Source organism: Ornithinimicrobium carbonis (assembly GCF_977012275.1).
Genome location: NZ_OZ348993.1, coordinates 1,741,819 through 1,768,355, shown reverse-complemented (window position 1 = coordinate 1,768,355; position 26,537 = coordinate 1,741,819). Strand labels below are relative to the sequence as shown.

The 26,537-nt window shown below is 73.4% G+C and carries 23 protein-coding genes; 14 read left to right on the top strand and 9 right to left on the bottom strand.

Going from position 1 to position 26,537, the window contains the following annotated elements; all coding sequences use genetic code 11:
- The first annotated feature begins 8 nt into the window (after positions 1-8).
- On the top strand, positions 9-788 hold the full coding sequence (locus ACWHYA_RS07930; protein WP_425943188.1) for an SDR family NAD(P)-dependent oxidoreductase: 780 nt from the start codon (positions 9-11) through the stop codon (positions 786-788).
- Positions 789-813: 25 nt separating this feature from the next.
- On the opposite strand, the gene ACWHYA_RS07925 is transcribed toward ACWHYA_RS07930, so the two are convergent.
- Together ACWHYA_RS07925 and ACWHYA_RS07920 are read right to left on the bottom strand one after the other, a co-directional pair.
- Complete coding sequence (locus tag ACWHYA_RS07925) at positions 814-1,242, bottom strand: hypothetical protein (RefSeq protein WP_425943189.1); 429 nt, start codon at positions 1,240-1,242, stop codon at positions 814-816.
- A gap of 119 nt (positions 1,243-1,361) precedes the next feature.
- On the bottom strand, positions 1,362-1,754 hold the full coding sequence (locus tag ACWHYA_RS07920; RefSeq protein WP_425943190.1) for a hypothetical protein: 393 nt from the start codon (positions 1,752-1,754) through the stop codon (positions 1,362-1,364).
- Between the two features lie 211 nt (positions 1,755-1,965).
- Between ACWHYA_RS07920 and ACWHYA_RS07915 the strand changes: the two genes are divergently transcribed.
- The gene (locus ACWHYA_RS07915) at positions 1,966-2,892 is read left to right on the top strand and encodes an LLM class F420-dependent oxidoreductase (protein WP_425943191.1); all 927 of its coding nucleotides are present in this window, start codon (positions 1,966-1,968) and stop codon (positions 2,890-2,892) included.
- Positions 2,893-2,995: 103 nt separating this feature from the next.
- On the opposite strand, the gene ACWHYA_RS07910 is transcribed toward ACWHYA_RS07915, so the two are convergent.
- Positions 2,996-4,246, bottom strand: a complete 1,251-nt coding sequence (locus ACWHYA_RS07910) for an aspartate aminotransferase family protein (RefSeq protein ID WP_425943192.1) — start codon at positions 4,244-4,246, stop codon at positions 2,996-2,998.
- Positions 4,247-4,316: 70 nt separating this feature from the next.
- On the opposite strand from ACWHYA_RS07910, the gene ACWHYA_RS07905 reads away from it, so the two are divergent.
- Positions 4,317-5,771 carry an NAD-dependent succinate-semialdehyde dehydrogenase gene (locus tag ACWHYA_RS07905; RefSeq protein ID WP_425943193.1) on the top strand — a complete coding sequence of 485 codons (1,455 nt, stop codon included), beginning with the start codon at positions 4,317-4,319 and terminating at the stop codon, positions 5,769-5,771.
- 11 nt (positions 5,772-5,782) lie between these two features.
- Here ACWHYA_RS07905 and ACWHYA_RS07900 read toward each other — a convergent pair whose 3' ends face one another.
- The 3 genes from ACWHYA_RS07900 to ACWHYA_RS07890 form a co-directional block, all read right to left on the bottom strand.
- Positions 5,783-6,544: a GntR family transcriptional regulator gene (locus ACWHYA_RS07900; protein WP_425943194.1), complete on the bottom strand. Its 762-nt coding sequence runs from the start codon at positions 6,542-6,544 to the stop codon at positions 5,783-5,785.
- The gene (locus ACWHYA_RS07895; RefSeq protein WP_425943195.1) at positions 6,541-7,764 is read right to left on the bottom strand and encodes an aminotransferase-like domain-containing protein; all 1,224 of its coding nucleotides are present in this window, start codon (positions 7,762-7,764) and stop codon (positions 6,541-6,543) included. The genes ACWHYA_RS07900 and ACWHYA_RS07895 overlap by 4 nt, the downstream gene beginning before the upstream one ends.
- A 69-nt stretch (positions 7,765-7,833) precedes the next feature.
- A complete protein-coding gene (locus ACWHYA_RS07890; RefSeq protein WP_425943196.1) occupies positions 7,834-9,063 on the bottom strand; it encodes a M24 family metallopeptidase in 1,230 nt (409 codons plus the stop codon).
- Between the two features lie 65 nt (positions 9,064-9,128).
- On the opposite strand from ACWHYA_RS07890, the gene ACWHYA_RS07885 reads away from it, so the two are divergent.
- The 5 genes from ACWHYA_RS07885 (at position 9,129) to ACWHYA_RS07865 (ending at position 14,842) form a co-directional block, all read left to right on the top strand.
- Entirely contained in the window at positions 9,129-10,121 is a 993-nt protein-coding gene (locus ACWHYA_RS07885) for a D-2-hydroxyacid dehydrogenase (protein WP_425943197.1), read from the top strand.
- Positions 10,122-10,161: 40 nt separating this feature from the next.
- Positions 10,162-11,568, top strand: a complete 1,407-nt coding sequence (locus tag ACWHYA_RS07880) for a DUF6395 domain-containing protein (RefSeq protein WP_425943198.1) — start codon at positions 10,162-10,164, stop codon at positions 11,566-11,568.
- A 37-nt stretch (positions 11,569-11,605) separates the two neighbouring features.
- Entirely contained in the window at positions 11,606-13,069 is a 1,464-nt protein-coding gene (locus tag ACWHYA_RS07875; protein WP_425943199.1) for a protein adenylyltransferase SelO, read from the top strand.
- A gap of 107 nt (positions 13,070-13,176) precedes the next feature.
- Positions 13,177-14,052, top strand: coding sequence for a methylenetetrahydrofolate reductase (locus ACWHYA_RS07870; protein ID WP_425943200.1), 876 nt, complete (start codon positions 13,177-13,179; stop codon positions 14,050-14,052).
- Between the two features lie 10 nt (positions 14,053-14,062).
- Positions 14,063-14,842, top strand: a complete 780-nt coding sequence (locus ACWHYA_RS07865) for an IclR family transcriptional regulator (RefSeq protein WP_425943201.1) — start codon at positions 14,063-14,065, stop codon at positions 14,840-14,842.
- A 3-nt stretch (positions 14,843-14,845) separates the two neighbouring features.
- Here the strand turns inward: ACWHYA_RS07865 and ACWHYA_RS07860 are convergent, their stop codons facing one another.
- Positions 14,846-16,225: a glycine cleavage T C-terminal barrel domain-containing protein gene (locus ACWHYA_RS07860; protein ID WP_425943202.1), complete on the bottom strand. Its 1,380-nt coding sequence runs from the start codon at positions 16,223-16,225 to the stop codon at positions 14,846-14,848.
- Positions 16,226-16,485: 260 nt separating this feature from the next.
- Between ACWHYA_RS07860 and ACWHYA_RS07855 the strand changes: the two genes are divergently transcribed.
- The 5 genes from ACWHYA_RS07855 to ACWHYA_RS07835 are packed head-to-tail and all read left to right on the top strand — an operon-like array spanning position 16,486 to position 22,040.
- Positions 16,486-19,038 (top strand): GcvT family protein, encoded by a 2,553-nt coding sequence (locus ACWHYA_RS07855; protein ID WP_425943203.1) that lies wholly within the window; start codon positions 16,486-16,488, stop codon positions 19,036-19,038.
- A 1-nt stretch (position 19,039) separates the two neighbouring features.
- Positions 19,040-19,810 (top strand): electron transfer flavoprotein subunit beta/FixA family protein, encoded by a 771-nt coding sequence (locus ACWHYA_RS07850; RefSeq protein WP_425943204.1) that lies wholly within the window; start codon positions 19,040-19,042, stop codon positions 19,808-19,810.
- Positions 19,807-20,787 (top strand): electron transfer flavoprotein subunit alpha/FixB family protein, encoded by a 981-nt coding sequence (locus tag ACWHYA_RS07845; protein WP_425943205.1) that lies wholly within the window; start codon positions 19,807-19,809, stop codon positions 20,785-20,787. The genes ACWHYA_RS07850 and ACWHYA_RS07845 overlap by 4 nt, the downstream gene beginning before the upstream one ends.
- The gene (locus tag ACWHYA_RS07840) at positions 20,784-21,221 is read left to right on the top strand and encodes a hypothetical protein (protein WP_425943206.1); all 438 of its coding nucleotides are present in this window, start codon (positions 20,784-20,786) and stop codon (positions 21,219-21,221) included. Before ACWHYA_RS07845 ends, ACWHYA_RS07840 begins: the two co-directional genes overlap by 4 nt.
- A gap of 39 nt (positions 21,222-21,260) precedes the next feature.
- Positions 21,261-22,040 (top strand): HpcH/HpaI aldolase family protein, encoded by a 780-nt coding sequence (locus tag ACWHYA_RS07835; protein WP_425943207.1) that lies wholly within the window; start codon positions 21,261-21,263, stop codon positions 22,038-22,040.
- Between the two features lie 19 nt (positions 22,041-22,059).
- Here the strand turns inward: ACWHYA_RS07835 and ACWHYA_RS07830 are convergent, their stop codons facing one another.
- Both ACWHYA_RS07830 and ACWHYA_RS07825 read right to left on the bottom strand, forming a co-directional pair.
- On the bottom strand, positions 22,060-22,398 hold the full coding sequence (locus ACWHYA_RS07830; RefSeq protein ID WP_425943208.1) for a hypothetical protein: 339 nt from the start codon (positions 22,396-22,398) through the stop codon (positions 22,060-22,062).
- A 122-nt stretch (positions 22,399-22,520) separates the two neighbouring features.
- Positions 22,521-22,940: a DUF6653 family protein gene (locus tag ACWHYA_RS07825; protein ID WP_426949294.1), complete on the bottom strand. Its 420-nt coding sequence runs from the start codon at positions 22,938-22,940 to the stop codon at positions 22,521-22,523.
- Between the two features lie 1,385 nt (positions 22,941-24,325).
- On the opposite strand from ACWHYA_RS07825, the gene ACWHYA_RS07820 reads away from it, so the two are divergent.
- Positions 24,326-26,494 carry a DEAD/DEAH box helicase gene (locus ACWHYA_RS07820; protein ID WP_425943210.1) on the top strand — a complete coding sequence of 723 codons (2,169 nt, stop codon included), beginning with the start codon at positions 24,326-24,328 and terminating at the stop codon, positions 26,492-26,494.
- Positions 26,495-26,537 lie beyond the last annotated feature (43 nt).

Below are 26,537 nucleotides of genomic sequence, written 5' to 3'. Positions count from 1 at the left end.
AGGAACGCATGCAGATCACCAAGTCCACGGTCGCGCTCGTCACGGGCGGGGCCTCCGGCCTGGGTGAGCAGACCGCCCGCCGCCTGCTCGCCGACGGAGCCCGGGTGGTGCTCGTCGACCTGCCCGGCGGACGCGGCGAGGAGCTCGCCGCCGAGCTGGGCGAGCGGGTCCGGTTCGCCGCTGCGGACGTGCGCGACGAGGAGCAGGTCGCGGCCGCCGTCGCCACCGCGGCGGATCTGGGCGAGCTGCGGATCGTCGTGGCGTGCGCCGGGGTCGCCACCCCGGGCCGCATCCTGTCCAGGCGGGGCGTGCTGCCGCTGGAGACCTTCCGCACGGTGGTGGAGATCAACCTCGTCGGCACGTTCAACGTGCTGCGGCTGGCCGCCGAGCAGATGGCCACCAACGAGCCGGTCGAGGACGACCGGGGGCTCGGCGACCGCGGGGTCGTGGTGACCACCGCCTCGGTCGCCGCCTTCGACGGGCAGGTCGGCCAGGCCGCCTACGCCTCGTCCAAGGCCGGCGTCGCCGGGCTGACCCTCACCGCCGCCCGCGACCTGGCCGACAAGGGCATCCGTGTCATGTGCATCGCCCCGGGGGTCTTCGAGACCCCGATGATGGCGGGGATGCCCGAGGGCGTGAAGGAGTCCCTGGAGGCGCTCGTGCCCCACCCCGCCCGGCTGGGCAAGCCCCAGGAGTATGCCGCGCTCGTGGCCCACATCGTCGAGAACCCGCTGCTCAACGGCGAGGTCATCCGCCTCGACGGGGCCCTGCGGATGCCGCCCCGCTGAGCGGGCACGACGAAGCCGCGCGACGTCATACCCCGGTGTGCCAGCGCCGGAGGCGCTCCAGCTCCGTGGGGGGCACGCCGAGGAGGGTGACCAGGCTGCCGTCGGCCAGCAGCGCCTGCACCCGCCAGGCCTGGTCCCCCGGTGCGTCCGGGCGCACGTCGAGGATGTCGGCGCGGGTCAGACGGCGCACCCGCCGGCCCTCGGTCAGCACGATCGCGTCGTCCTCCAACCGGGTGCCGCTGTGCTCGTGCCGGCTGGCCCAGACCAGGAAGAGGCCGTAGGCGGACCAGGCCGCCACGACGACGAGCCCGACCGGTCCGGGACGGGTCGCGACCAGCGCGACGAGGGCGACGAGCACCACGGCCACGCCGAGGGCGGCCCGGAGGGCGGGCAGCCACCGCGGCTGCATCAGCCACTCGCCGGTCGGGGGCCGCGCGGGGCGGGAGGGTCGCACCCGTCCAGCGTAGGACGCCTGCCGCCACCGGCATGCGGTCGACGTACCACCGAAGGTCGTGGGTCCTCGTCCAGGCCGGCCTCCTGGTGGTGGCCGGGAGCCTGGTGGGGTCGGCCGCCTCAGCGCCCCCGCAGCCGGCGGCGCACGTCGTGCACCGCCTCCGCGGGCACCCCGGGCAGGGCCAGCCGGCGACCGCCCTGCAGGACCGCGACGGCACCGTTGCGCGACGGTTCCTCGACGACCTTGCTCACCTGCGCGGTCGGGACCTCGACCCGGCGGATGCCGTCGTGCACCGAGAGGCCGTCCGACGAGGCGGTCGTGCTGCCACCGGTGCGCAGGTAGGCCGCGACCACCACCCCCAGCACGACGAGCCGCAGGACCAGGCCGAGGAGGTCCTCGCCCACCGCCACCCCGCCCGCGGTGTAGCGGTGGACGGTGACCCCCAGCACGGCGAGGAAGGCGAGCAGCAGCGCCCAGGACAGGGCGATGGGACGGTGTCGGACCCAGGTCATCCCGGCAGCGTAGCCGCGGGCGCGGTGCTGCCGAGGGCCGGTCCGGCGGGCCGCCGGCTCGTGGCCGGCGACGCCCTGGACGGCGACGGGGCGGGGTCGACCTGGGCGGCGACGACCTGGGCGGGGTCGACCTGGGGGGGCTCGACCGGTCGTCGTCGCCGGTGCCCCTCGGGGGTGCGTGGACGCCGGTGGAGGGGAAGACTGGGTCGGCGTGGACCTGCGTATCTTCACCGAACCCCACCTCGGCGCCACCTACGAGGACCAGTTCAGGCACGCCCGCCTCAGCGAGGACTGCGGGTTCGGCGCCTGGTTCCGGTCCGACCACTTCCTCTCCCGGGACGGCGCGCCGGGCCCCACGGACGCCTGGGTGACGCTGGGGGCGCTGGCCCGGGAGACCTCGCGGGTGCGGCTCGGCACCCTGGTCACCTCGGTGACCTTCCGCCACGCCGGGCTGACGGCGGTGCAGGTGGCCCAGGTCGACGCGATGAGCGCAGGGCGGGTCGAGCTGGGGCTGGGCGCCGGCTGGATGGAGGCCGAGCACGCGGCCCACGGGGTTCCCTTCCCGGAGGTCGGGACCCGGTTCGACCTGCTCGAGGACACCCTCGAGGTGGTCACCGGGATGTGGGCGACCCCGCCCGGGGAGCTCTTCGACCACGAGGGTCCGACGGTCACGGTGACCCGGTCGCCGGGCCTGCCCAAGCCGCTCCAGCAGCCCCGTCCGCCCATCATCCTCGGTGGGAAGGGGCACCGGCGCACACCTGCGCTGGCGGCCCGGTTCGCCGACGAGTTCAACCTGCCGTTCGTCACGGTCGAGGGGGGCAGGGAGCAGCTCGCGCGGGTGGACGAGGCCTGCCGGGTCGTCGGTCGGGACCCGGGGACCCTGCTGCGCTCCGCCGCGCTAACGGCGTGCGTCGGCCGGGACGGCGTCGAGGTGTCCCGACGGGCCGGTGCGACCCGCCAGGACCTCGACGGCCTGCGCGGGCACGGACTGGTCGGCACGCCCGACGAGGTGGTCGAGCAGATCGGCCGCTGGCGGGAACGCAGCGGGGTGGAGCGGCTCTACCTGCAGATGCTTGACCTGTCCGACCTCGACCACCTCGAGCTGGTGGCCTCCGCAGTGCTGCCCCAGCTCGGCTGAACCGCCGGCCGTCCCGACCGGCGTCCGGACGTCAACCCCCGTCGCAGCCGCCGTACGCCTGGCCTGCAGCTCCGAGGTCAGCCGCACCGGGGCACTCTGCGGCTCAGGACACCGCTGCGACCGTCTCGCTCCAGATGCCCAGGGCCTCCTCGACGAGCGGTTCGTCGACGACCAGCGCCGGGATGAACCGCACCACCTGACCCCAGGCGCCGCAGGTGAGCAGCAGGAGCCCTCGCCGGGCGGCTTCCTGCTGGGCCGCGGCCGCGGCGGCCCCGTCGGGCCGGCCGTCGACGTCCCGGAACTCGCAGCCCAGCATCAGGCCCAGGCCCCGCACGTCGGTGATCCGCTCCTGCCCCGCGGCCACCGTCTCCAGACCGGCGCGCAGCTGGTCGCCCCGCACGGCGGCGTTGTCCACCAGCCCCTCGTCCTTGATGACGTCGAGGGTGGCCAGGGCGGCGGCGCAGGCCACCGCGTTGGCTCCGTAGGTGCCGCCCTGGGAGCCCGGCCAGGCCTTGCCCATGAGCTCCTCGGAGGCGGCGATGCCCGAGAGCGGGAAGCCGGAGGCCAGCCCCTTGGCGGTCACGAGGACGTCGGGGCGCCCGTCGAAGTGGTCGTGCCCCCAGAACCTCCCGGTGCGCCCCCACCCGGTCTGCACCTCGTCGAGCACGAGCAGGATGCCGTGGCGGTCGGCCCGCTCCCGCAGGCCGGTGAGGAACTCGGTGCTGGCCGGGACGTAGCCGCCCTCACCGAGCACCGGCTCGACGACGAACGCGGCCGTGTCGGCCGGGGCGCTGATCGTCTGCAGGGTGTAGTCCAGCTGCTCCAGGGCGAACCGGGTCGCCTCCTCCCTGCTCCAGCCGTAGTGGGTGGGGTCGGGGAACGGCGCGACGACCACGCCGGGCATGAGCGGGGAGAAGCCGGAGCGGAACCGGGTGCCCGAGGTCGTCATCGAGGCTGCCGCCACCGTCCGGCCGTGGAAGCCGCCGTGGAAGACCACGACGTTGGGGCGGCCGGTCGCCTGGCGCACCAGGCGCAGCGCCGCCTCGACGGCCTCCGAGCCGGAGTTGGCGAAGAACATCCGGTCCAGGCCGGCCGGCAGCACCTCCCCCATCCGCTCGGTCAGGTCCAGCAGCGGCCGGTGCATCACGGTCGTGTACTGCGCGTGGATGATCCGGCCCACCTGCTCCTGCGCGGCGGCGACCACGCGCGGATGGCAGTGGCCGGTGCTGGTCACGCCGATCCCGGCCGTGAAGTCCAGGTGGCGCCGTCCTTCCTCGTCGAAGATGAGCGCACCCTCGCCACGGGCGGCGACGACGCCCGTGGCCTGCTTGAGCACCGGTGACAACGACGTCACGCCAGACCTCCTTGATAGATTGTCGACAATCAGCGTATCTCAGGGTCCCGACGTGAGAAAGGTGCACACCATGACGCAGTCCGTGACCGGACCGGCCCCCCGTCAGCTGTTCGTCGGAGGGCGCTGGGTCGACGCCGAGGGCGGCGCGACCTTCCCCGTGCTCAACCCGGCCACCGGCGAGGAGATCGCCCAGGTGGCCGACGCCTCCCCTGCGGACGCCATGGCGGCGCTGGACGCCGCGGTGGAGGCCCAGCCGGCCTTCGCCGCGACGACGGCGCTGGAACGGCACGAGATCCTCATGACCGCCTTCCGGCTGCTGCACGAGCGGATCGACGAGCTGGCGCTGCTGATGACGACCGAGATGGGCAAGCCCCTCAAGGACTCCCGGGGCGAGATCACCTACGCGGCGGAGTTCTTCCGGCACTTCGCCGCGGAGGCGCTGCGGATCGACGGCGGCTACCAGGTCGCGCCCCAGGGCGGGTCCCGCTTCCTCGTGGCCCGGCAGCCGGTCGGCCCGTCCCTGCTCATCACGCCGTGGAACTTCCCGATGGCGATGGGCACCCGCAAGCTCGGCCCGGCGATCGCCGCGGGGTGCACCAGCGTCGTCAAGCCGGCCCACCAGACGCCGCTGTCCATGCTGGCGCTCATGGACGTCCTGCGGGAGGCGGGCGTGCCGGACGGGGTGGTCAACTGCTTCACCGCCACGGACGCCGGCGGCACCATGGAGCCGCTGATCCGCTCCGGCAAGGCCCGCAAGCTGTCCTTCACCGGGTCCACCCGGGTGGGCCGGATCCTCCTGGAGCAGTGCTCGGAGAAGGTGCTGCGCACCTCGATGGAGCTCGGGGGCAACGCCCCGTTCGTCGTCTTCGAGGACGCCGACCTCGCGGAGGCGGTCGCCGGGGCGCTGCAGGCCAAGATGCGCAACATGGGCGAGGCCTGCACGGCGGCCAACCGGATCTACGTGCACGACTCCCTCATCGAGGAGTTCGGCACCAGGCTGGCCGAGCGGATGGGGGCGCTCACCGTCGGCGACGGCACCCACGACGGCGTCGACGTCGGGCCGCTGGTCGACGAGGCCGGCCTGGAGAAGGTCAGCTCGCTCGTGGCCGACGCGGTCGGGCGCGGCGCCACCGTGCTCACCGGCGGCGAACGGGTCGAGGGGCCGGGCTTCTTCTACCCGCCCACGGTGCTCACCGGCGTGCCGACCGACGCCCGGATGGCCCGGGAGGAGATCTTCGGACCCGTCGCACCCCTCACCCCGTTCTCCACCGAGGAGGAGGCGGTCCGGCTGGCGAACGACACCGAGTTCGGTCTGGTCTCCTACGTGTTCACCAACGACCTGCGGCGTGCGCTGCGGGTGGCCGAGGCCCTCGAGAGCGGCATGGTCGGGCTCAACCAGGCCGTCGTGTCCAACCCCTACGCCCCCTTCGGCGGCATCAAGCAGTCCGGCCTGGGCCGCGAGGGCGGCGCCGAGGGGATCGAGGAGTTCCTGGAGACCAAGTACGTCGGCATCGCCCTGTCCTGAGGGGCCGTCGGCTACCCCCGTCCCCCGGCCCCGGTCAGCCGGGCGCCGGGCCCGGTGCTCGTGAGCCGGTCGATCGCGTCGACCATGTGCGCGATGAGCAGGCGGTCGGCCTCCTCGGCCCGGCCGTCGCGCAGCGCCTCGGCGATCGCCCGGTGCTCCTCCACGCGGACCAGCGGGTCGGGGTAGGTCTCCTCCAGGGCGTGGATGCACATCCGGGTCTCGGTGAGCAGCGTCTGCTGCATGCGGGACAGCCGCGGGCTGCGGGCCAGGGCCACGAGCCGCTCGTGGAACTCCACGTCCGCCTCGCCGACCAGCGCGCCGTCCCCCGCCCGGGCCGCGGCCTCCATCCGGTCGACCACCAGCAGCAGAGAGCGGCCCGCCGCCCCGGGATCGGCCGCCAGCACGCACCGGGCCGCGGCGCGCTCGACCGCCTGCCGCGCGACATACATGTCCTCGATGTTGTCCGGCGTCATCTCGGTGACGAACAGCCCCCGGTTGCGCACCGAGACGAGCAGCCCCTCCTGGGTGAGGCGCTGCATACCCTCCCGCAGGGGCCCCCGGCTCACGCCGAGGCGGGCCGCGAGCCGGGCCTCGCTGAGCCGGCTGCCCGGCGCCAGCTCCCCCGCCGCGATCGCCTCCCGCAGCCGGGAGGCGATCATGCTCGGCGTGGACTCCTGCACGACCGGCGTCAGCAGGGAGCGCCCGTCGTCGCCCGGGCCGGCGCTTCCGCTGTGCGGCAGCGGATCCCCCTCCAGCCTGCCCGGCGTGCTCACCCCGGGCCGCCGCCCAGCCGGTCGACGGCCCCGCGCAGCCGCCGCACGCCCTCGACGATCCGCTCGGGCGGGGTGGAGGCGAAGCAGAGCCGCAGGGCGTCCGGGAAGCGACCCTCGGGGGAGAAGGCGTTGCCGGGGATGTAGGCCACCCCCTCCTCGAGCGCGACCGGGAACAGCGCCTGGGTGTCGACCGCCGGGTCGAAGGTCACCCACAGGAAGAACCCGCCCTCGGGGTCGGTCCAGCGGGCGAGCCCGTCGAAGTGCTCGGCGAGCGCGGCCTGCATCGTCTCCTTCCGGCGACGGTACTGCTGGCGCTGCTCGACGAGGTGGGCGTCCAGGTGACCGCCCCGCAGGAAGGCGGCCACGAGCCGCTGCATCGGCAGGTTGGTGCAGGTGTCCATGGCCTGCTTGGCGTTGATGAGCAGCGGCTGCAGGGACGGGTCGGTGTCCACCCAGCCCACCCGCAGCCCGGGGGCGACGATCTTGGAGAAGGTCCGCACCGAGAAGACCAGCGGGTCGCCCTCGGCGAGCTCGTGCAGGCTGGGCAGGGGCTCGCCCGCGAACCGCAGCATCCCGTAGGGGTCGTCGTCGATGACGAGGCTGCCCCACTCGCGGGCCAGCTCCAGCAGCTCGCGGCGGCGCTCCAGGGTCATCGTCGCTCCGGAGGGGTTCTGGAAGGTGGGGATCGTGTAGATCACCTTCGGCCGGCGGCCGAGCCGTTGCGCCTCCTCGCGCAGCGTCGCGACCTGCATGCCCTCCCGGTCGACGGGGATCTCCAGCAGCTCGGCCTGGTAGGACAGGGCCGTGCCGCTGCCGTTGGTGTAGGTGGGTGACTCGACGGCGACGAGGTCAGCGGGGTCGACGAAGAGCTTGCAGGCCAGGTCCAGCCCCTGCATGCCGCCGGAGGTGATGGTGAGCCGCTCGGGCGTGGTCGCGTCGGTGGTGCCCTCCAGCATCTCGAGCAGCGCCTCGCGCAGCGCCGGGTCGCCCTCGGTGGCGGCGTAGTCGAAGGCGTCGTGCGCCTGCGCGCCGATCGCCTCCCGGCCCACCTCGGCGAGGATCTCCGCGGGGATGGCCTCCCGGGCGGGGCTACCCATGGCGAAGCGGACGATGTCGTGGGTCTGGCCGGCCAGCAGCGAGGTGCTGGAGTCGATGACCGAGCCGACCAGCCCGGTCGTGCGGGCGGCCAGCGGCAGTGCGGTCGTGGGGGGGGTGGTCATGGTGGGCCCTCTCGTGTCAGGTCTCGTCGGTCTCGTGCGGGCGGGTGGGGGGTATGCCGTGGGGCCGGGTCAGATCTTCACGACCAGCTCCTGGGGCAGGGGGGCCAGGCGCTCGGGACCGTCGTCGCCGAGCAGGACCGACTCGGACAGCTCGTAGCCCCATCCGTCCATCCACATCCCGAGGATCACGTGCAGCGCCATGCCGGACTGCAGGACGGTCGTCTCCTCCGGTCGCAGGCTGATGGTGTGCTCGCCCCAGTCGGGCGGGTAGCCGATGCCGATGGAGTAGCCGATGCGCGAGGCCTTGGTGTACCCGTACTGCGCGATGACCCGCGTGAAGGCGGCGTGCACGTCCCGGGCCGGGACACCGGGCCGCATCCGTTCGAGGGCCGCCTGCAGGCCCTCGGTGACCGCCCCGGCGCACCGGTCCAGCTCGTGCGGGGGCCGGCCCAGGCTGACCGTGCGGGCCAGCGGCACGTGGTAGCGGTGGTGCACGCCGGCCAGCTCGATCGTGGTCGCCTCCCCCGCCCGCAGCGGCAGGTCGCTCCAGGTCAGGTGGGGGGTGCCGGCGGTCTCACCCGTGGGCAGCATCGGCACGATCGCCGGGTAGTCGCCACCGAGCTTGCGGGCGCCGAGCGCCTGGGAGTACTGGATCTGGGCGACGACGTCGCACTGGCGCCGCCCGGTCTCGATGCTGTCGACCGCGATCCGCATGGTCTGCTGGGCGATCTCGCCGGCGACGCGCAGCTTGTCCTGCTCCAGCGGCGACTTGACCACCCGCACCCAGTTGACCAGCTCGTGGCTGTCGAGCAGGTGCCCCTGCCCCAGCCGCGAGAGCAGCGCCAGGTAGCCGCGGGGCGAGAAGAAGTGCGCGTCGGTCTCCGCGGCCACCCGGGCGTCCGGGCCGCCGGGCAGCAGGCCCACCTCCAGGGCGCGGTCGGCGATCCACCCGAACGGGTGGACGTCGGGACGCTGGACCAGGTCCTCGGGATAGCCGTGGATCTGGGCGGGCGGGAGGTATGCGGTGTAGTGCGCCCCCTGCGCGTCCATCGCCCGGGTGAACAGGTGCGGCTCGCCGTGGGCCGGGACGATCAGGCACTGGGGCATGTAGAAGGACCAGGCGTTGTAGCCGGTGAGGTAGTAGAGGTTCGCCGGGTCGACGACGACCAGCGCCCCGAAGGAGTGGCGGGCCATGGCCTCCTGCACCCGCTGGAGCCGGTCCCGGTACTCGGCCCGCGGGAACGGCCGGGACTCGACGTCCGTCGGGTCGTCGGGGGTTCCGTCACCAGGCCAGGGCATGGGGCCATCGTGCACCCTCGCCTGGATTGTTGACAATCAGACAGGCCGGTTCCTACGGTGACCGGGTGAGCACCCTGCCGGTCCTGGTCGTCCTGTGCGCGAGCCCGGACGACGCCCCGCCGCACCTGGCGGCGCTGTCGGGCCGGGTGGACCTGCGGACCGCCACCGAGGCGGACCTCGGCGAGGCGGTGCGGGGCGCCCGGGCCCTGTTCCTGTGGGACTTCTTCTCCGGCGCCCTGCGGGACGTCTGGGAGCACTGCGGTGACCTGCAGTGGATCCACGTGGCCGCCGCGGGGGTCGACACCCTCCTCTTCGACGAGCTGCGCGGCTCGGACGTGGTGGTCACCAACGCCCGGGGCGTCTTCGACCGGCCGATCGCCGAGTACGTGCTCGCCGCCGTCCTGGCCCACGCCAAACGTCTCCACGAGAGCTCGGCGCTGCAGCGGCGGCGGGAGTGGCGGCACCGGGAGACCCGCTCGCTGAGGGGCGCCCGGGCGGTCGTCGTGGGCACCGGGGGGATCGGCCGGGAGACCGCGCGCCTGCTGGGCGCCGTCGGGATGGACGTCTCGGTGGCCGGGAGCCACGCCCGCACGGACCCGGAGCTCGGCAAGGTGCTCGACAGCGGACGGCTGCGCGAGCACCTGGGCGGGGTGGACTACCTGGTCAACGCCGCTCCCCTGACCGACCGCACCCGGGGCCTGCTCGACGCCGAGGTGCTGGCGGCGCTGCCGTCGACGGCCCACGTGATCAACGTCGGGCGGGGCCCGACCGTCGTCGAGGACGACCTGCTCGCCGCGCTGCGCGAGGGCCGCCTCGACGGTGCCACGCTCGACGTCTTCGCCACCGAGCCGCTGCCGGAGGACTCGCCGTTCTGGGACGCCCCGGGCGTGGTCGTCTCACCGCACATGTCCGGCGACGTCCTGGGGTGGCGGGACACGCTGGCCGAGCAGTTCGTCGCCAACGCCCGGCGCTGGCTGGACGCGGAGCCGCTGGAGAACGTGGTCGACAAGCGGCGCGGCTACGTGCCGGGCGGAGGGACGGGTCCGCAGCCGGGGTGACCGCGGACGTCGGGCAGCGGCGTTCCGGTAGGTTCGGCCGATGCACGTCGAGGTGGAGCACGTCCCGGGCCGGGTGACCTTCACCCTGCAGCCGGACGACGGCGACGGGACCGGCCGGGTCCACCTGGCGCGGCGCACGGCCCACGTCCACCTCGACGTCCCGCCGGGCGGCGTCCACCCCGACCTGCTCGTCGTCGCCGCCCTGCTCTGCGCCCGGCCGTGGGTCCCCCGCCGGAGGCGCTTCTCCTGCTCGGTCCCGGCGAGCCGGGAGCTGGCCGAGGCCCTGCGCGCCGGACCCCGCCTGCGGCTCGCGAACGTCGGGACGGGGACGCCGCGACACGCCCCCGCGGACGGACGACCGGGCCTGTGCTTCAGCGGGGGCACGGACAGCGTGGCCGCCCTGGCCCTCATGCCCGCGACCACCTGCAGCTACCACCTGGCCCGGCGGGCGCCCGCCGGCGAGCGCCGGTCCACGCTCATGGACGGCCGGGCCGCCCTGGAGTCCTGCGAGGTGCTGCGTCGGCAGGGACGGGCGGTGAGGGTCGTGCCCAGCGACGTGGAGTACCTCGCCGACCCCGTGGGCTTCCCGCACGACCTGACCACCGCCGTCCCGCTGCTGCTGCACGCCGACGCCGACCGGCTGGACGCCGTCGCGTGGGGCGCCCCGCTCGAGGCCACCTACCGCCTGCAGCGCGGCCGCTACCGCGACTACGCGCAGTCGCCCTTCGTGGCCGAGTGGGGCCCGGTGCTCGCCGCGCTGGGCCTGGCGGTGTGCGTCCCCGTCGCCGGGGTGTCCGAGCTGGTGACCAGCACGATCGTGGCCACCCACCCGGTGGGTCGGGCGGCCCAGTCCTGCGTGCGGGGCCCCCGGCTGGGACGCCCCTGCGGACGGTGCCCGAAGTGCGCGCGCAAGACCCTCCTCGCCTCCACCATCAGCGGCGCGTGGCCGTCCGACCGGGTGCTGGAGCGGCAGTGGCGGGGGACGGAGTCGCGGCAGCACCTGCTGGCGGAACCGATGAAGGTCGAACCGGTGCTGGCCCACTGCGCGCACCGCTACCTCGCCGACGGCGGGACCAGCGAGCTGATGCGGCTCGTCGCCGCGAAGGCCGGCCCCGACCCGCGGACCTGGCTCGCCCGCTCCTACGAGCCCGCCCTGGACCTGATTCCGGCGCGCTACCGGGCCCTCATCACCGAGCAGGTGCACCGGTACGCCATACCCATGAGCGCGGAGCAGGAGGCCGCGGTGCGCGGCTACGACGTCACCGGGCCCGACCCGGGGCGGGAGGCCGCGCAGGACGAGCTGCGCCGGTGGATGCAGCAGCACCCTCCGCGCGACCTGGCCCACCGCGCCTGGGACCGCGGCCGCCGCGAGCTGCGCGCAGCACGTCGTGCCTCGACCGGTCCGACCGGTCCGTCCCGCCCGCCGACCGCCCCGGACGTCGGCTGATCCGTCCGGGGCCGCGGGGCTGACCTAGGCTCGTCGGATGAGCACGTCCACCCGACCGGCCCTCGTTCTCGGCGGTCAGTTCGCCGCCGAGCTGTCCGAGCTCGCGATCCCCTGGCAGGCCGAGGCCGCCCCGGACCCGAGGATCCTGGTCCTGAACGAACCCCTGGCCACCGAGCTGGGCCTCGACCCGGAGTGGTTGCGCGGCGCCGAGGGCGTGGGCCTGCTGACCGGGCGCAGCGTCCCGGTCGACGCCACCCCCGTGGCGCAGGCCTACGCCGGGCACCAGTTCGGGGCCTACTCCCCGCGGCTGGGGGACGGGCGGGCGCTCCTGCTGGGTGAGGTGCTCGACCCTGCCGGCCGCCGTCGCGACCTGCACCTCAAGGGGTCCGGGCGCACCCCGTTCGCCCGCGCGGGTGACGGCCTGGCCGCGGTCGGTCCGATGCTGCGCGAGCACGTCGTCTCCGAGGCGATGCACGCCCTGGGCATCCCCACCACCCGGTCGCTGGCGGTGGTGGCCACCGGTCGCCGGGTGCAGCGGGAGAGGACGCTGCCCGGCGCGGTGCTCGCGCGGGTGGCCGGCAGCCACCTGCGCGTGGGGACCTTCCAGTTCGCCCGCGCCACCGGCGACGTCGCCCTGCTGCAGCGCCTGGCCGACCACGCGATCGACCGTCACCACCCCGAGGCGGCCGGGACGGACGACCGGTATGCCGCGCTCCTGCGGGCCGTGGTCGCCGACCAGGCCTCGCTCGTGGCGCGGTGGATGCTCGTGGGCTTCGTCCACGGCGTGATGAACACCGACAACACGACGATCTCCGGGGAGACCATCGACTACGGGCCGTGCGCCTTCCTGGACCGGTACGACCCGGCGACGGTCTACAGCTCGATCGACACGGCGGGACGCTACGCCTACGGCAACCAGCCCGCCGTCGCCCGGTGGAACCTGGCCCGGCTGGCGGAGGCGATGCTGCCGCTGCTGCACGAGGAGCAGGACCGCGCGGTCGAGCTCGCGGTGGAGGCGGTCGACGCGTTCGTCCCGGCCTACGGCGCCTCCTGGACGTCCGGGATGCGGGCCAGGCTGGGCCTGCCGGAGCAGGTCGCGTCGGGCGACGTCGGCTCCCTGGCAGAGGAGCTGCTGGGTCTGCTGCAGGAGCACCGGGTCGACCACACGGCGTTCTTCCGCAGCCTCGGCGCCGTGGCACGCGGTGACACCGGTGCCGCACGCCGTGCCGGAGCGGACGAGGCCGCGTTCGACGCCTGGTTCGGCCGCTGGCTGCCCCTGCGGCCGGACGCGGCGTCGATGGACCTGGTCAACCCCGTCCACATCCCCCGCAACCACCTGGTCGAGGAGGCGCTGGACGCCGCCGTGGAGGGCGACCTGACGCTGGTGCACCGACTGCTGGAGGCGGTGACCGACCCCTACGTCGAGCGTCCCCACCTGGAGCGCTACGCCGCCCCCGCCCCGTCGGACCTCGGTCCGTACCGCACGTTCTGCGGGACCTGAGGTCCGGGGACGGCGCACGCTGTTCACCCGGACGACTCACGCTCCGGCGCTTGTCCCGGACCCCGGACTCTCGTAGGTTGGATGCGTCCTGAGAAAGAGGTTGCGTGATGGGCAACAAGCGTCCGCCTTCGGCCCTGCAGTCGCTGCTGCTCGACGCCCGGCTGGAGGTCCTGCCGTCCGCCGGCATCGTCGACCGGGTGCTCGAGCACGTGGCCCCTGGGCGCGCCATCACCGTGACCGCGTCACCGACCAGAGGACTGGACGCCACGCTCGAGGTGACCGAGAGGCTCGCCCAGCACTACCACGTGGTGCCGCACCTGGCGGCCCGGATGGTGCCCCGGGCCGGGCTTCCCGACCTGGTGTCCCGGCTGCAGGAAGCGGGCGTGACCGAGGTCTTCGTGCCCGGTGGGGACGCGACCGGCACCGACGAGACCTTCGCCGGTGCGCTCGAGCTGCTGCTGGCCCTGGACGACCTGGGCAGGCCCTTCCCGCACGTGGGCATCACCGGTTACCCGGAGTCCCACCCCGGCATCGAGGACCACGTCCTGGTGCAGTCCATGTGGGCCAAGCACGAGCACGCCACCTCCATCGTCTCCAACATGACGTTCGACGACGCGATGGTGCGCCGGTGGCTCGAGGCGGTCCGCGACCGCGGCGTCACGCTGCCCGTCCGCATCGGCGTCCCCGGCCCGGTCGACCCCGGCAGGCTGCTGCGGATGGCCGCGACGATCGGGGTCGGTGACTCGATGCGCTTCCTGCGCAAGCAGAAGAACGTGTTCGCCCGCATCGCCCTGCCCGGTTTTTCCAGCACCGGCTTCGTGCACAGGATCGCCCGGCTGGCGGCCGACGAGCGGCTCGGGATCTGCGGGCTGCACGTCTACACGTTCAACCAGGTCGGCTTGACCGAGTCCTGGCGGCAGGAGCAGCTGGACCTGCTGTCGGTCGACCACCCCGGACGGGGCTCCCGCCCCGTCGGTCCCTAGGGTGGGGCGCGTGGCGGACGAGGAGAGCGACGGAGGCGACCGCTCCCCGGTACAGTCGGTCGACCGGGCCCTGACCATCCTCGAGATCCTGGCCCGCGCCGGCGAGGCGGGTCTGGGCGAGATCGCCGAGGAGCTGGGGGTCCACAAGAGCACCGTCAGCCGGACGGTCGCCGCCCTGTCCGCCCACGACCTGGTCGAGCAGCCCGAGCCTCGCGGTCCGGTGCGGCTGGGGGCGGGCATCCTCCGCCTGGCCGGGGCCACGACCGCCCGGCTCGACCTCGTCCAGGAGGGGCGGCCGGTGTGCCGTGCGCTGGCGCAGGAGACCGGCGAGACCGTCAACGTCGCGGTGATGGCCGGGCCCACGGCTCTGTACGTGGACCAGGCGCTCGGCCCCTCGACGATCACCTCCTACAACTGGGTGGGGCAGCACATCCCGCTGCACGCCACCTCGAACGGCCGGGTGCTGCTCGGTGGGCTGTCGGCGGCCGAACGCAGCGAGGTCTGGGGTGAGCTGACCGCCTTCACCGAGCACACCGTGACGCAGCCGGCGGAGCTGGAGCGGCTCGTCCAGGCGGCGAGGGAGCAGGGGTATGCCGTGGTGCGGGACGAGCTGGACATCGGCCTCACCGCGATGGCCGCCCCGGTCTACGACGTCCACGGCGAGCTGGTCGCCTCGATCAGCCTGTCCGGGCCGTCCTTCCGGATGGACGTCGAGCGGGAGCGGGAGCTGCTCGCCCCGCTGCGCCGCGCCGCGGACGACCTGTCCACCCGGCTCGGCTGGCACGGCTGAGGCTCAGAGGAACTGCCTGCCCTCGTCCTTGAGCACCTCGCGGGTGTTCGGGTTGACCGACGGGCGGAAGGGCACCTCCACCACCTCGGCGTCGACCGGCTCGCCGGGGGTCTCGGCATACTCCTCCGGCAGCCAGGCCCGCATCCGGGAGCCGATCCCGCTGTGCGCGACCGGGACGTACCCGAGGGCGATGTTCGTCCCCAGCTCGGGTGAGTACCAGGGCGAGGTCAGGTAGCCGACCGGGTCGTCGTGCTCGGCGGTGCTCACCAGCCAGAAGTCCGGCGCGTAGTCGGTGATCGGCTTCCCGCCCAGCCGCATCCCGACCAGCATCTGGGTGAAGGGCGCCTCGCCCGCCTCCAGCTGCGCCCGCTGCGCCTCCAGCGCCTTCTTGCCGACGTAGTCCTCCTCCTTCATCCGCGGCACCTGGTAGGCCAGGTTGGTCTGCAGCGGGGAGGTCTCGGCGTCCATGTCCTGACCCCAGGACAGGATGCCGGCCTGGACGCGGCGGGGGTGGGCCGGCGCGATCACCCGCAGGTTGTGCGCCCTGCCGGCCTCGAGCACCGCGTTCCACATCTCCTCGGCGTGCAGGGTGGCGTCGTAAAGGTAGATCTCGTACCCCTTCTCCCCGGTGAACCCGGTCTGGGACACGATGACCGGCAGCCCGGCGACCTCGGCCGCCGCGAGACCGTAGTTCGGGATGTCGTCGACCACCGGGCCGACGAGGTCGCGCATCAGGGCCGTGGACCTGGGGCCCTGGATCTGGACCGGGCAGACGTCGATCTCCTGGATGTGCACGTCGTACCCCTTGCCGACGTTCACCCCCTGCAGCCAGAGCATGAGGTCGGAGTCGGACACGCTGAACCAGAACTCGTCCTGCGACAGCCGCAGCAGGACCGGGTCGTTGAGGATGCCGCCGGCCTCGTTGCACAGGATGACGTAGCGCGCGTGCATCGGGGAGATCTTCCTGGCCTGCCGGGTGATCACGTAGTTGACGAAGTCCTCGGCGTCCGGACCCTTGACCTGGATCTGCCGCTCCACCGCGACGTTCCACAGGCTGACGTCGTCCACGACGGACCGGTGCTCGGCCAGCGGGCCCCCCTCCTCCATCGAGAGGTAGCCACGCGGGTGGTAGACGCGGTTGTAGACCTCCGCGCGCCAGGCGCCGGCGGCGACCGACAGGTGCCAGTAGGGCGACTTGCGGATGCGGGTGGAGATCAGCAGCTCCACCGGCGTCGGGCCGCTCTGCCGGAGGTTCACCGGGACGGTCCGGCCCTGGTCCACCGTCGGGTGGTTGGGGTGGATGGTCCGGGGTGCCGACGTGGGTGGGGCGGCGAGGTCAGCGGCGTCGTCAGAGCGGGTCGCGGTGCTCTCGGTCAGAGTCATCGGCGCCCTCCTTGTGGTGCGGGGCCGGGCCTGCACGGACCGACCGGAGCGGGGGCTGTGATCCAGCGTGCTTCGACGCTACCCCAGCGGTGCGGAGTGTGCAACGGTCTGCGTCATACGCAACGACGGGCACAGGCGCCCGGCTCGTCACCCTCTCCCGGGGACCCGCCAGGAGGACCCTTGACAGACGCTCGGCCCGCAGCCACGATGACTGCGTCCTGTGCGCACAGTTGCGCACTACGCACGTCGAAGGGTGCTCGATGAGCACGTCACCGCTCCCGGACCGCTGCGACGTGCTGGTCATCGGAGCCGGCATCGTCGGGAACGCGCTGGTCCACCACCTGGCTCGGCTGGGGTGGCAGGACATCGTGCAGATCGACAAGGGGCCGCTGCCGAACCCCGGCGGCTCCACCGGCCACGCCTCCAACTTCATCTTCCCGGTCGACCACAGCCGCGAGATCACCGACCTGACGGTGGACTCGGTCCGGCAGTACCGCGAGATGGGTGTCTTCACCGAGTCAGGCGGCATCGAGGTCGCCCGGACGCAGGAGCGGATGGAGGAGCTGCGGCGCCGGATGTCCTCGGCGAGGGCCTGGGGGATCGAGTCGCGGCTGGTCACCCCGGAGGAGATCGTGGAGCTGGTGCCCTTCGTCGACCCCTCCGTCGTCGTCGGGGGCTTCTACACGCCGTCCGTCGGCGTGGTCGACTCCTTGCGTGCCGGCACCATCATGCGGGAGCGGGCCCAGGAGTCCGGCGCCCTGACCACCGTCCCGAACGTCGAGGTGACCGGGATGAGCGTCGTCGACGGCCGGGTCCGTGCCGTGCAGACCGACAAGGGCACGATCGAGGCCCCCGTGGTCGTCATCGCCTGCGGCGTGTGGAGCCCGAAGCTCGCGCGGATGGCCGGCGCACACATCCCGCTGACCCCGGCGGTGCACCAGATGATCTCGGTAGGGCCCTGCGCCCCGCTGGCCGTGACGGACGGTGAGATCAGCGTCCCGATCGTCCGCGACATGGACACCTTCTGCTACGAGCGCCAGCACGGCTCGGACATGGAGGTCGGCTCCTACGCCCACCGGCCGATCCTGCACGAGCCCGAGGAGATCCCTTCGATCGCGCAGGCCAAGCTCTCGCCGACCGAGATGCCGTTCACCGAGGACGACTTCGACCCGCAGCTGGAGCAGGCGCTGGAGCTCATGCCCGAGCTGCTCGGCGACGAGCGGGCCGAGATCCGATACGCCATCAACGGTCTGCTCTCGCTGACCCCGGACGGCGCACCGGTGCTGGGAGAGACGCCCGAGGTCGCCGGGCTGTGGAGCTGCGCCGCGGTGTGGATCAAGGAGGGCCCCGGGGTCGGCCGGGCCGTGGCCGAGTGGATGACCCACGGCCACTCCGAGATCGACCTGGGGGCCAGCGACATCGCCCGCTTCTACCCCCACCAGCGCACGCGCGCCCACGTCCGCGCCCGCACCAGCGAGGCCTTCAACAAGACCTACGGCATCGTGCACCCCGCGGAGCAGTGGCAGAGCTCGCGCCCGGTGCGCCTCTCCCCCATGCACGCCTCCCAGCGCGAGCTCGGAGCGGTCTTCCACGAGGCCGTGGGCTGGGAGCGCCCCCAGTGGTACGAGAGCAACGCCGGCCTCCTGGAGGAGTTCGGTGAGGCGGTGATGCCCCGGGAGAACGAGTGGGACGCCCGCTGGTGGAGCCCGATCATCAACGCCGAGCACCTGGCGATGCGGGCCCGCGGCGGGATCGTGGACCTGACCTCCTTCGCGGTCCTCGACGTCGTCGGCCCCCAGGCCATGGCCGCGGTCCAGCGCATCGTCGTGGCGCAGGCTGACGTCCCGGTGGGCCGGGTCGTCTACACCCCGGTGCTCGACGAGGCCGGTGGTTTCCGCTCCGACCTGACCGTCATGCGCCTCGGGCACGACCGCTTCCGCGTCGTCACCGGCGGAGCGCACGGCATGGTCGACAAGAAATGGTTCGCCGACCACCTGCCCGAGGGGGCCCAGCTGGTCGACCTCACCTCCGCGATCAGCACGATCGGTCTGTGGGGGCCACGGGCCGGCGACGTGCTCGGCGCGCTGACCGACGACGACATCTCCCCGGAGACGTTCGCGTTCGGCACGTGGAGGACGATCGAGGTCGGGGAGCTGTCGGTGCTGGCCTCCAGGATCTCCTACGTGGGCGAGTTCGGGTGGGAGCTCTACGTGCCGATGGAGACCGGGGCGGCGCTGTGGGACCGGCTGGTCCGGACCGGTCGCGAGCACGGCGTGGTGCCGGTCGGGACGGGTGTCTACACCGCCACCGGACGGATCGAGAAGGGGTACCGCGCCTTCGGGGCGGAGCTGGACGCCGAGCGCAGCCTCGCCGAGACGGGGATGAGCAGGGCCAGGATCAAGGACGCCGACTTCATCGGCAGGCAGGCGGTCCTCGAGCAGGAGAGGATGGCCCCCAGGGCCGTCCTGTGCGCCCTGACCGTCGACGACCACACGAGCGCCGACGGGACGAAGCGCTACATGCTCGGCGGCGAGCCCGTCCTCACCCGGGAGGGCCACCCCCTGACCGACGGGCACGGGCACCATCCGTACGTCACCTCGGCCGCCTCGGCCCCGAGCCTGGGCCAGCACGTGCTGATGGCGTTCCTCCCGCCCGCGCAGGCGGTGCCCGGGACCGGGCTGGCGGTCTCCTACATGGAGCAGCTCTTCCCCGTCACCGTGGTCCGCGCCGACGCCAGCCCGCTGCTCGACCCGGACAACCTGCGGGTCAAAGGACGGTATGCCGAGCTGGGCGCCCGGGCGGGGGGCACCTGAGATGGCCGACGTGCTGGTCTGCGTGAAGAGGGTGCCCGACGACAGCGGTGAGGTGGTGCTGACCGAGGCCGGCGACGCGGTGGACGGACGCTACGCCGGCTACACCATGAGCGCGCACGAGGAGTGCGCCGTGGAGATCGCGGTGGACGTCGCCGGCGCGTCCGGTGGTGAGGTCACCGTGCTCAGCCTGGGGGACGAGGACTGCGAGGAGCAGCTGCGGGCCGCGGTCGCCGTGGGAGCCCACGCGGCCGTCCGCGTCGACGCCGAGGCGGACGCGTTCGGCCCGGGCGACGTCGCGGCCGCGATCGCCGCCGTCGTGCGCGAGAAGGAGTCGGCCGGCACCGGCTACGACCTGGTGCTGCTGGGCAACGACGCTGCCGACACCGGCGACCACCAGGTCGGCATCCGGCTGGCGCACCTCCTCGGGCGTCCTGTGGTGGCGGGGGCGCAGAACATCACCGTGGCGCAGGGACGGGCCGAGGTCCGGGCCGGGACCGCGACGGGCACCGAGGTCTACGAGCTCCCCCTGCCCGCCGTCGTGACCGTGCTGGAGGGCGGCGTGCAGCCGCGCTACCCCTCCATCACCGGACGGATGCGCGCCCGGAAGACGCCCGTCGAGGTGGTCGACCCGGGTGTCGAGCCGCGCGGCAGCGGCCGGCTCGGGCTGCGGGTGCTGCCTGCGCCGGAGAGCCGGGTGGAGGTGCTCGGGCAGGGTGCCGGCGGTGCTGTCCGGCTGGCCGAGGTGCTGCGGGAGCTGGGGGTCGTTCGGTGAGCGTGCTGGTGCTGGTGGAGCTGGAGGATCCCGGCCAGGGCGGGGCGGGGCTGTCCGTGGTGGCCGAGGAGAGTCTGACCTTCGCGCGTGACCTGCCCGGGGAGGCGGTGGACGCGGTGCTCGTCGGGCAGGTGGGCCAGCCCGGTGAGGAGGTGCTGGCGCAGTGCCGCGAGCAGGGGGTGCGCACCCTGCTCGTCACCACGGACGCACGGCTGGAGCGGTATGCCGCACGCGCCTGGGCGCGCGTCGTCGACGCCGCCCTCGAGGCGAGCGGCGCGGCATACCTCCTCGCCGGTGGCACCCCGCGCGGCACCGAGGTGCTGGCGCACGTGGCGGCCGTCCACGACGTGCCGATGGCCGCCAACGTGGTGCAGGTCGTGCAGTCCGACCCGCTCGAGGTCGAGCGGCAGGTCGTGGGCGGCGCGGTCCTGGAGCGGGTCGGGCTCGGCGGCCGGCCCGCCGTGGCGTCGGTGGCGGGGCACGCGGTGGCACCCGCCCCGGCGTCGGATCCGAGGCAGACGACGGTGGAGCAGGTCGAGGTCGAGCTGACCCCGGCCGACCTGGTCGCCCAGGTGCGGCGGACCGAGGCCCGCGAGGCCGGCGACACCTCGGCCCTGACCGGCGCCTCGGTGGTCGTGGGGGTCGGACGAGGGGTCGGCGGGGCGGACCGGTTCGCGGCTGCGGAGGCCGTGGCGGAGCGGCTCGGTGGCGCGGTCGGTGTCTCGCGGGTGGTGACCAGCCTCGGCTGGCGTCCGCACCACGAGCAGGTGGGTCAGACCGGCAGCCGCATCAGCCCGGACCTCTACCTGGCGTGCGGCATCAGCGGCGCGATCCAGCACTGGGCGGGGTGTTCGTCCTCGCGGACCATCATCGCGGTCAACACCGACGAGGAGGCGCCGATGGTGACCAAGGCGCGGTATGCCGTGATCGGTGACATGCACGAGGTCCTTCCCGCGCTGCTGGAGGAGCTGCGTTGACTCCCCGTGTCGACGCCGTCGTGTTCGACGTCCTGGAGACCCTGCTCGACCTGCATCCGATCGCGGAGAGGCTCGTGGAGGTGGGGCAGCGCCCCGAGGTGCTGGGTGCGTTCTTCATGCGGTTCCAGCGCGACGCGATGGCGTTGACGCTCGCCGGCGACGTCGCGGACTACGAGGTCGTGACCTGCGACACCGTCGGCGTGTGGAAGCCCGCACCCCAGGTCTACCGCCACGCCGCGCAGGCTCTCGGCTGCGAGGTGGACCGGACGGCGCTCGTCGCGGTGCACGCCTGGGACTGCCACGGTGCCAAGAAGGTCGGTGCCCTCGCCGGCTGGTGCTCCCGCCTGGAGGGTGAGCCCGGCGACGTCTTCCTTCCTGCTGACGTCCGCGGGGAGGACCTCGTCGAGGTCGCAGGTGGACTGCTGGCACTCTGACCCTTGGAACGACACGCTCGCCCACCCCAGGAGGTGCCCATGCCCGCGCCGGACGACACCCCCGCCCCGGACCTGAGGACGAGGCTGCTGACCGCAGCCGCCGGGGAGGGAGAGGGTCTGCGCCGCGGACTGTGGGTGAGCTTTCTCAACCCCTACGGGCTGGAGGTCGTCGTCGGCAGCGGCGTCGACTGGGTCGGTCTCGACCTGCAGCACGGCGACCTCGAGCCCACGGACGTCCCGGGGCTGCTGCGCGTGGTCGAGCACGCCCGGCTTCCCGTCCTGGCACGGACACCCTCCCACGACGCCGCGACGATCGGCCGCCTCCTCGACGCCGGGGTCGACGGCCTCATCGTCCCCATGGTGGAGACGGCCGACCAGGCCCGCGCCCTGGTGTCGGCGTGCCGGACCCCTCCGCACGGCACCCGCAGCACAGGCGGTTGCCGGCAGGCTCTCGGCGTCACCCGGGCCCCCGCGCAGCAGCTCCTGCTGCCGATGGTCGAGACCGCCACCGGTCTGAAGCGGGCCGCCGACATCCTCGCGGTGCCCGGGATCGACGGCGTCTTCGTGGGTCCCTACGACCTCTCGATCTCCGCCGGCTATCCCGAGCCAGACTCGGCCCAGACCGTCCAGGCCCTCCGGCACGTGGTCGGCCTGGCCCGCGGGGCAGGAAAGGTCGTGGGGTTCATGGCTGGCCGACCGGCCCTTCTCGAGGTGGCGCCCGAGGCCGACCTCGTCGCCGTCGACACCGACGTCACCGCCCTGCGGCTCGGGCTCTCCCGCCTCTTCGCCAGGCCGCGCTCCCGCGGGACCCCTTCGTAGGGGACTCACCCGGCTCCGGTCAGCTCTGCGGCGCCCGCCAGGCCAGTGGCACCACCGCGGCGGCGGCCACACCGACCACCCCGGCGAGGACCACGTCGACACCCAGGAGGACCGCCAGCACCGTCGCCGCGCTCGCACCGAAGAACTGCAGCGTCTTGCGCCAACCGGCCTGCTCGGGCAGCACCTGCCCCCGGCCGAGGGTGGACGGCACCAGGCCGGTGACGGCCACCACCACGACCGCCACGACCAGCGCCACCGGTCGGTCGTCGACCTCCACCAGCCCGCGCAGGCCGCGCAGCAGCGCGAACAGCGAGATCAGGGCGGCGACCCAGGCCACCTTTGAGTACGTCCATGCCATGGCGTCTCACGCTACGCGGCAGTCTTCACGGTCCGAGCCGCCGTCCGTGCGTCGGGCCGGTAGAGCGCCTCCCGGGTCGCCCCGTCAGGACCTGAGCGTGGCTGCGAGGGGGCCCCGGTGGTTCACCGCACCCGCTCGCCGTCGGCCGTCCGACGGGTCTCCCGCGTGAACCGGTCCGCCCACAGCTTCCACTGCCACAGCGTGAGCACCACGCAGCTCCCCGTGCCGACGACCGCGGCGGTCCTCCTGTGCTGGTAGCTGGCCACCATGGCGCCCACGAGCGAGGCCGTGACCACGCCTGTCAGGGCCAGGACCTTCGGCTCGGACGTGGGGTCCCGGGTCCAGGACTCCTCGCCCAGGATGGCCCTCGTCGCGAACGAGGACGTGTCGTGAGCCGGCGGGGTCATCACCGGGTTGACCGCGAACCAGGCACCGATGGGCACGTACAACCACCAGCGCCGGGTCCACGGTGGTACCAGCAGAAGGGGTGTGCTCAGCAGTCTCGACCAGGCACTGACGGGATGAGCGTGTCGACGGAACACGCGCGCGTAGGATCCAGCCTCGGAAGCCACGACCCCAGCCTGACACCTGGTCGGTGTGACGGTCACCCCAGAGGGCTGGCTCCACCGGCCTGTCAGCGGATGCGCGGCACCCACCCGGTGCGGGTTCGTTCTTGCCAAGGTCTGGTGCCGGTGCGACGTTGAGACATGGCCCCAGGGTCAGATGAGCCGTCTCGGGATCTGCGGGTCGTGGCCCGCCCGCCAGCGTGCCGCCGCTGTCCTCATGCTGGTCCAGGGGTGGGCGGCCGAGCACACCGCGCAGGTGCTGGGCGTGCCACCCCGGCGCATCCCCTCCCTGGTGCCGCAGACCGAGGGCCTGGCCGACGCCCTCCACGCGGTGGCGTACCACCACTACGGACCGGCGCAGGACCTCTTCACCGCGGCGCTGAGCGAACCTCTTGTCGACCCGGACGGCGGTGACCGCACGTCCTCGTACCCGGCCGACGAGGGCCGCTCGCCAGCCTCGGCCACGGCCGTGCCGGTCCCCACCCGAAGACCGCCAGACCTCAGGTCGCGTACCGCGCGCCGAGGCGCCGCCCTTCCCGGAAGGCCTCCGGCTCATCGACGTCGCAACCATCGACTACGCCGATGCCACCAGGCCGCTGATCCTGGACACCCTGCCCCGCCAGGGGTGGACGATGTACGCGGTGCTGTGGTGCGACATGCCACCCCGGGGCATCGACCTCCTCCCGCCGTCGGTGACGTTGACCCTGGCTGAGCACGCCGTGGCGATGCCGTGCGCCGGCAAGCACGACGACCCCGCGGTCCAACGGCTCGTCCCCCTCCCCCCACCCGAAGATCGCAGGCGGGTCCGCGCCGGCGTGGAGCGGGACGGTGACCTGCCGGGCCGCGGCCGCGCCGTGCTCGCCACGTACACCGAGTTCGGGCAGAACGAACCTGCACGAACCCCCTTGCTCGTCCCGCAGGCACCTCCCGCCGTTCCGCAGGACGCCGCAGTCCTCGACAGCCGACCGGGTCCCCGTCCGGATCGACGGCGGTGAGCACGCCGCACCGGTCCTGCCCCGCGCCCACCCGTTCCCGCAGACGACCCTGCACGTGCCGACGCACATCGGTGACCGGTGACCCGGTGAGGCTGAGCAGACCCCCGACGCCGCCGACGGTGGTGGGGATCGACAGGACGAGGTCCTCCTCGGCTCCCCGAGGCCCGACATGCACCCGGTACGCGGTACGCTGAAGATGCCATCGTGGCTGGATACGTCGTACGCGTCGATCTCATCGCAGATCCGCTGAACCAGCAGCTCCCCGGGACGTCTTCTGCCGGGGGCGGCTGGGACGTCCATCCCCCCGCAGGTGCGGTGAGGGCTGGGTCCCGCCGGGGATTGACCGATCGCTCCGAGGAGGAGTTCGTGGCTCGAGGAGCCCAGCGTCACAAGGACGCGCGCACGCGTCAGAACGGCGCGCACCCGCGTCAGAACGGCACGCGCCCGCGCGCCCAGCGCCCCCGCGACGACGACGGTGTCATCCAGGTGCTCGCCAAGGCCGTCCGTGAGGTCGAGTCCGCGGTCCAGCGGGGTCGGACGCAACCCTCGATCCGGACGAAGTTCCAGGTGGTGGCCCTCCTCATGCGCGAGGAGCGCGCCCGCGTCAAGGCGGAGGAGAGCACGTCCGCGGCCCGGCGCACCGAGGAGCTGAAGCGCCTCGACGGCATCGCCACCATCCTCGCGACGACGGCCGCCCGCGACACCTCCCTCCTCGGGCTGCTCGCCGACGACGCCGTCATCTCCGACCGCGCGCGGTCGCTCCGTCGCGAGCTGCTGGAGGCCGCCGGGGTCGAGGTGCCGCCGGACCCCGCGGAGAAACCCGCACCCACCGAGCCCACGGCAGCCGTCCAGCGCCGGGTGGTGCCCAGGTCCGTGGTGTCCCGCCAGCTCGCCAACCCCTTCCTCGCACCCGACTTCTCGGCCGTCGCCAGGCGCACCGCCAAGCCCCGCCGCCTCGTCGGCTGGGAGCTCATCGGACCGCTGCTCACGTCCTTCGAGGACGGCGGCGCGCTCTCGTGCATGACCCTGCCGGAACCTGGCGCCACCCGCGTGTCCGGTGGGCTAGAGCTCATGCCGCACCAGGGGAGACTGGTCGCCGCCGCGGCGGCGGGGCACCGGACGTTCCTGCTCGCCGACGAGCCCGGCCTGGGCAAGACGGCCCAGGCTCTGCTCGCGGCGGAGGCGGCGGACGCCTACCCGTTGCTCGTCGTCGTGCCCAACGTGGTGAAGATGAACTGGGCGCGCGAGGCCGCCCTGTGGACGCCCAACCACCCCGCGACCGTGGTCCACGGCGACGGTGACACGATCGACGGCTTCGCGGACATCATCGTCGTCAACTACGAGGTGCTCGACCGGCACGTGGGGTGGCTCGGGGAACTGGGCCTGCGGGGAATGGTGGTCGACGAGGCGCACTACATCAAGAACAGGAAGTCGCAGCGGTCGCAGAACGTGCTGAAGCTCTCCGAGCGCATCCGCACGCGGACCGGTCATCCGCTGCTCATGGCCCTCACCGGCACACCGCTGATCAACGACATCGAGGACTTCACGGCGATCTGGCAGTTCCTCGGCTGGATCGACGAGACCAGACCGGTCGGTGAGCTGATGGTGGCGCTGGAGGAGAGCGGTCTGACGCCGGCGGACCGCGGCTTCTCCACCGTCGCCCGCGCCGCCGTCATCGACCGAGGCATCGTCCGGCGACGCAAGAGGGACGTGGCTGCCGACCTGCCCGCCCGCCGCGTGGCCGACGTCCCCGTCGAGCTCGACGACGAGGCCGGGCGGTCCATCCGGGCGGCCGAGCAAGCCCTCGCCCGCCGACTCGTCGCACGCTACGAGCGGGCGCTGGAGGCGCGGCACGCCGGCGAGGTCGTCGAGGGCATCGACCACGACCTCGTGCGTCAGGTGGCCGCGTGGGAGCGGGCGAACAAGGCGACGAAGACGTCGGACGAGAACGTGTTCACGATGATGCGGCGCATCGGTCAGGCCAAGGCCGGCCTCGCGGCCGACTACGCCGCACAGCTCGCCCGCAGCGCGGGGAAGGTCGTCTTCTTCGCCAAGCACATCGATGTCATGGACACCGCCGAGGCGACCTTCGCCCGGCGGGGCATCCGGTACGCCTCCATCCGCGGCGACCAGACGGCGGCGGCCCGGCAGAAGCACATCGACGCCTTCACCGACGACCCGGACGTCGCGGTCGTCGTGTGCTCGCTGACGGCCGCCGGCGTGGGCATCAACCTGCAGGTCGCCTCGAACATGGTGCTCGCGGAACTGTCGTGGACCGACGCCGAGCAGACCCAGGCCATCGACCGCGTCCACCGCATCGGGCAGGAGGAGCCGGTCACGGCGTGGCGGATCATCGCAGCGCAGACCCTCGACACGAGGATCGCCGAGCTCATCGACAGCAAGGCGGGGCTGGCCGCCCGGGCGCTCGACGGGGCCGACCAGGAGATCGCCGAGTCCTCCGACGTCCAGCTCGAGGCCCTGGTCACGCTCCTGGAGGATGCGTTGGGAGAGCGGGTCGGCCGGCAGGCGTCCTAGGAACGGCACACACACCTCTCGGAAGGCGGCCAGGTGTGGCGCG

What these genes read in the sequence shown, in the direction of transcription:
- ACWHYA_RS07930 (WP_425943188.1), top strand. Translation starts at nt 9, where the DNA reads ATGCAGATCACCAAGTCCACGGTCGCGCTCGTCACGGGCGGGGCCTCC.
- ACWHYA_RS07830 (WP_425943208.1), bottom strand. Translation starts at nt 22,398, where the DNA reads ATGGCATGGACGTACTCAAAGGTGGCCTGGGTCGCCGCCCTGATCTCG.
- ACWHYA_RS07905 (WP_425943193.1), top strand. Translation starts at nt 4,317, where the DNA reads ATGACGCAGTCCGTGACCGGACCGGCCCCCCGTCAGCTGTTCGTCGGA.
- ACWHYA_RS07850 (WP_425943204.1), top strand. Translation starts at nt 19,040, where the DNA reads ATGGCCGACGTGCTGGTCTGCGTGAAGAGGGTGCCCGACGACAGCGGT.
- ACWHYA_RS07875 (WP_425943199.1), top strand. Translation starts at nt 11,606, where the DNA reads ATGAGCACGTCCACCCGACCGGCCCTCGTTCTCGGCGGTCAGTTCGCC.
- ACWHYA_RS07890 (WP_425943196.1), bottom strand. Translation starts at nt 9,063, where the DNA reads ATGCCCTGGCCTGGTGACGGAACCCCCGACGACCCGACGGACGTCGAG.
- ACWHYA_RS07860 (WP_425943202.1), bottom strand. Translation starts at nt 16,225, where the DNA reads ATGACTCTGACCGAGAGCACCGCGACCCGCTCTGACGACGCCGCTGAC.
- ACWHYA_RS07835 (WP_425943207.1), top strand. Translation starts at nt 21,261, where the DNA reads ATGCCCGCGCCGGACGACACCCCCGCCCCGGACCTGAGGACGAGGCTG.
- ACWHYA_RS07895 (WP_425943195.1), bottom strand. Translation starts at nt 7,764, where the DNA reads ATGACCACCCCCCCCACGACCGCACTGCCGCTGGCCGCCCGCACGACC.
- ACWHYA_RS07870 (WP_425943200.1), top strand. Translation starts at nt 13,177, where the DNA reads ATGGGCAACAAGCGTCCGCCTTCGGCCCTGCAGTCGCTGCTGCTCGAC.
- ACWHYA_RS07920 (WP_425943190.1), bottom strand. Translation starts at nt 1,754, where the DNA reads ATGACCTGGGTCCGACACCGTCCCATCGCCCTGTCCTGGGCGCTGCTG.
- ACWHYA_RS07880 (WP_425943198.1), top strand. Translation starts at nt 10,162, where the DNA reads ATGCACGTCGAGGTGGAGCACGTCCCGGGCCGGGTGACCTTCACCCTG.
- ACWHYA_RS07855 (WP_425943203.1), top strand. Translation starts at nt 16,486, where the DNA reads ATGAGCACGTCACCGCTCCCGGACCGCTGCGACGTGCTGGTCATCGGA.